The organism is SAR324 cluster bacterium (assembly GCA_029245725.1).
Taxonomy (GTDB): domain Bacteria; phylum SAR324; class SAR324; order SAR324; family NAC60-12; genus JCVI-SCAAA005.
This window is the reverse complement of the sequence record JAQWOT010000338.1, coordinates 1-3,775: the sequence shown is the minus strand read 5'-3', so window position 1 is coordinate 3,775 and position 3,775 is coordinate 1. Positions and strand designations below refer to the sequence as shown.

5 protein-coding genes are annotated in these 3,775 nt (G+C 43.0%); 3 read left to right on the top strand and 2 right to left on the bottom strand.

Annotation, left to right across the window (positions count from 1 at the left end; all coding sequences use genetic code 11):
* Both P8O70_18330 and P8O70_18325 read left to right on the top strand, forming a co-directional pair.
* The coding region (locus P8O70_18330) for a hypothetical protein (GenBank protein ID MDG2198797.1) at window positions 1-471 on the top strand (471 nt) is incomplete at its 5' end.
* 256 nt (window positions 472-727) lie between these two features.
* On the top strand, window positions 728-1,915 hold the full coding sequence (locus P8O70_18325) for an MFS transporter (GenBank protein ID MDG2198796.1): 1,188 nt from the start codon (window positions 728-730) through the stop codon (window positions 1,913-1,915).
* 204 nt (window positions 1,916-2,119) lie between these two features.
* On the opposite strand, the gene P8O70_18320 is transcribed toward P8O70_18325, so the two are convergent.
* Complete coding sequence (locus P8O70_18320; protein MDG2198795.1) at window positions 2,120-2,335, bottom strand: hypothetical protein; 216 nt, start codon at window positions 2,333-2,335, stop codon at window positions 2,120-2,122.
* Window positions 2,336-2,615: 280 nt separating this feature from the next.
* Here P8O70_18320 and P8O70_18315 point away from each other — a divergent pair, with 280 nt between their 5' ends.
* Window positions 2,616-2,777, top strand: a complete 162-nt coding sequence (locus P8O70_18315) for a hypothetical protein (protein MDG2198794.1) — start codon at window positions 2,616-2,618, stop codon at window positions 2,775-2,777.
* A 22-nt stretch (window positions 2,778-2,799) separates the two neighbouring features.
* On the opposite strand, the gene P8O70_18310 is transcribed toward P8O70_18315, so the two are convergent.
* Complete coding sequence (locus P8O70_18310) at window positions 2,800-3,057, bottom strand: hypothetical protein (GenBank protein ID MDG2198793.1); 258 nt, start codon at window positions 3,055-3,057, stop codon at window positions 2,800-2,802.
* Window positions 3,058-3,775 lie beyond the last annotated feature (718 nt).

The window sequence follows — 3,775 nt, the reverse complement described above, 5'->3', positions numbered from 1 at the left end:
GTCACAATTTTAGAAAAAATTGCTCAACAGGTAGATATCATTGCTCCGGTTAATTTTCAGAAACAAATAGAGCATGCAGCTCTAATCTGGCACTCCATTGCCTGGTTTCATAAATACCTACACATAGTTTTTCCAGAACTAGTCACTTGGACAGCTACAGATATTCATGCATTGTATGCACTGAACCGAGTCGGTGAAACTCCTGTCAAGTCTGGAATTTTTGCCCAAGACTGCAAAACAATTAAATTTTGGGATAGTTTCCCTGCACTGCAGGAAACAGAACCTGACGCGCGCTATATGTGTGGACGTCATTTGAGTCCACGTCAGCACTTTGCAGTTAATCTCTCGAATGATCATGATTCTCTTGAAGAAGTGCTAGATCGTGGTGTCCTCGCTTTTGGACCAGAAATACCTATTCTTTTCTGTACCCACTACCATCCCCACCTGCTCGGTAGTATTCCTGTCCATTAGCGCAGATCTCCAAACTAAAAACTGATTCTCCTATGGCACCTGTTCTACTCGGCTTAGTGCACCAATGAGCCTCTACACCTTTGCATCACCAGTTCTTTAACAAAACATAGTCATTTCTATAGTATTTCTGGATAGCTGCATGCCAAAAACCTTTGTTCTAATTGCGAACTAATTTAACTCAGGTAGTGTAAAAGACTCCTTTCACTGGCGTTGCCCATCTGACTATATCCGATAATCATCAGGAGTTTATCCTTAGTTGCCCCACAAAGTAACAACTTGGCTACTCGTTGTGATCTTGGGCTGTGGTAACGTTAGTGAGGTAATCCTCGCCCCTGCCCTCAGCTCAATCACAGAATACTTCCATGTCGATCAAGCTGCTTCACAAGCGCTACTTTCTGGATTCTTTATCCCAATGGCTCTGTTTCCGCTAGTTTATGGCACCCTCTCAGATCGCTTTGGGCGACGCCCTCCCTTGCTCTTCGGCCTTACCATCTTAGCTCTGGGAAGCCTGTTGGGTGCTATGACTGAATCCTTCGAGATTTTGGTCCTGGCAAGAGTGCTTCAAGGGTTGGGTAATGCCTCAGTTGGTTTAATTGTAGTAACGATTATCAACGATTCATATAAACGCTCAGATGCAGTCCGTGTTTTGGCTACCATCTCTGGCATCATGATGATTGTACCTGCCTTCAGTTTTGCCTTTGGAGGATTGATCACTGAGTTGATCAGTTGGAAAGGGATCATGATCGTGATCTTTCTGACTGGAATCATTTCTTTGGTGCTGAGTCTGATCTATCTACCAGAAACCAACCTTCGACCCCTTCAAAAATTCAATCTGGCTAGCTTGACCAGGGATTATCTATCACTGCTAACTAATCGGGTATACCTAGCCTACATGTTTGTCTCCACCTTTACAGTGGGAGTGTGGCTCACGATGCTGGGTTTTATCCCTTTTGAATACCAAAGAATGGGGGTTGATAGTACAGAGGTAGGTTTCTGGTTTATGTTGGCCCCAATTGGCCATACTTTAGGCAACTTCTTTACAATAAGGTTCGTGCAGCGCCTAAGTCTTGAAAGAATGATTCAGCTAGGAAGTATGCTAACTCTGCTGGTAATCAGTGCTTTGATGTTGCCAAACCTAATGAGTTGGAATCATCCCACTTCAATCGGGATTCCCTGTATGCTCTTTGGCTTTACATCGGCATTAGCGGTGAATCCAGCAATTACAAGCGCCGTTTCTGCTGCTGGAGATTTAGCTGGAAGTGCCTCGGGGCTGATGAGGTCAGCACAAATGGGATTTGGAGTACTTGGTGGTGCTGTAGTTGTTAGCGTGGGTGGTTACGAAAATTTTGAAAATGGCGTTATCGTTTTAATAGGATTATCACTGCTGGCAACTGTGGCTTCGGTCTTGGCAAAGCATTTCAGCAGTAGTGCTCTCGTGACTTGAATGAGGCAATATTTAAGAATAAAAATATCCACAAGTTTTGATTTCAGAACATGAAGGTACTAGAAAAAACAGATCCCAACACGCCAATTAAGAGATCAGTCCCCCTCTAGCACCTCCCCCACACGTCCCAACACACTGACCAATGCCTCCAACCTCTTCGGATCAACCGAATAATTTTCTCCCAAATAAAGCCAACGATTGATCTCAATCATTAGTGATTGGATACGCTGGTTTTTGCGATTCCTTGAGCACGGCCTTTTTTATAGCAGTTTCAAAAGCCTCATTAGCGACCTTGTGACGACAGATCGTAGCTCGTGATACTCCGAGGAGTTCACCAATCTGTCGGTCCGGCAGGCCTCTGGAGGCAGCATCCTCAACTGTTTGCAGTACCTCACTGGTCAACCTTAGTCTTGGCATCATCGTCTCCGGTAAGTAGGACTTGTGTGTGGCAATCAGCGGACTTGCTGACGTCCCTGGAAGGGATACATATTCGATCCAACTCCATATGCTTCACTATTTCAAAGATGTCCACAGAATGCTCAGGATCAGACATTGGGTACTGCTCAAACAAACAAAAGAGTCGAAAGGTTGGCAAAATTACCGTCTCTGCGTTCTAGGGACAATACGGAAGAAACGGTCATACTGGATAGCTTGGAATCCAATAGAACAACGGTTTGCAGAGGGTCCAGAGGAAAATCATATGAACAGATACAATGTTAGTCTGAAGCAACACCTGAAAGAGTATTTGTCGAAGTCTACTGCACCACTGCAGGACACAGCTGCAAAGGAAGATAGAGTATCTAATGCGATAGAAGCACTGGATAGATTACGGGCATCAAACCCATTTGACACAGCAAACTGAGGGCTCGCAGGTACGGAGAGGGTCAGAATGTAAATCCAATACCAGCGCTAATCAAAGTACGACTGATATCATAATCTGTTGAAGAATTTTGAGGTGATACGTTTACAGCTTCTGAGCGATAACCGATAAGTGCTTCGAATCCTCCGAAATTATACCCACCGTTTAGGCCGAAAGCCGTACCAGAGTGAGAACTCATTTTATTAGTAGTTTTTGTGCCTCGACCTGTAAATTCAAGATCTCCCTGATCCATTTGATAACCAAGTATAATTTGGGCACTCATCTCGTCACCGAATGTGTACGAAAGATCAAGAAAAGTTGCAGGGCCCCATGCATAGTCCCAGGTAAGGCTTTCACTGGCATCCTAAGTTTTTTCTTCTACTGTCAAGTTGGTTGAAGTGTAACCTATTCCGAATCCAGACGCATCCACGTACTGCAAATTATACCCAGATACAGAAACAGAATCGACTTTCCCTGCAGGGTCGCTAGCTCCAGTAAACACCTTACCGTTATATGATCCCTGAATTGGCAACATTAATCGTAATCTATTAGATTCAGCAGCTATTGCTACAGTGGTCATAACCACAAAAACCATAAGAGGCAAAATTTTATTGAATATATTCATATTAAGGTTGATGCTAAAAATCGTTGCTCTCAGTATTTAACGTGATAATTCACTTGCCACTAAGATAATAAAATTATTTAAAGAGTAATAGATTATGCTAGGAATCAAGTTTCATGAAACCTTAACAAAGCACAAAAGTTATTGAATAAATATAAATACATCCAAATATTACCTATCTCATCCCCAATGTATACTTTCTATAGATTTGATCAGTCGGTGGGGTGAGTTAAAAGAATGTGGGATCCAATCTAGGATCCCAAGCAAATGTTATTGAGGAGAAGTAGCAACCGATGTAAAGGTGGTGAATTTTACATCACTTGGCTTGACCCCAGAAAGTTTGACTGTATTCATCCGGAATTTTGCTATTGCATCACAG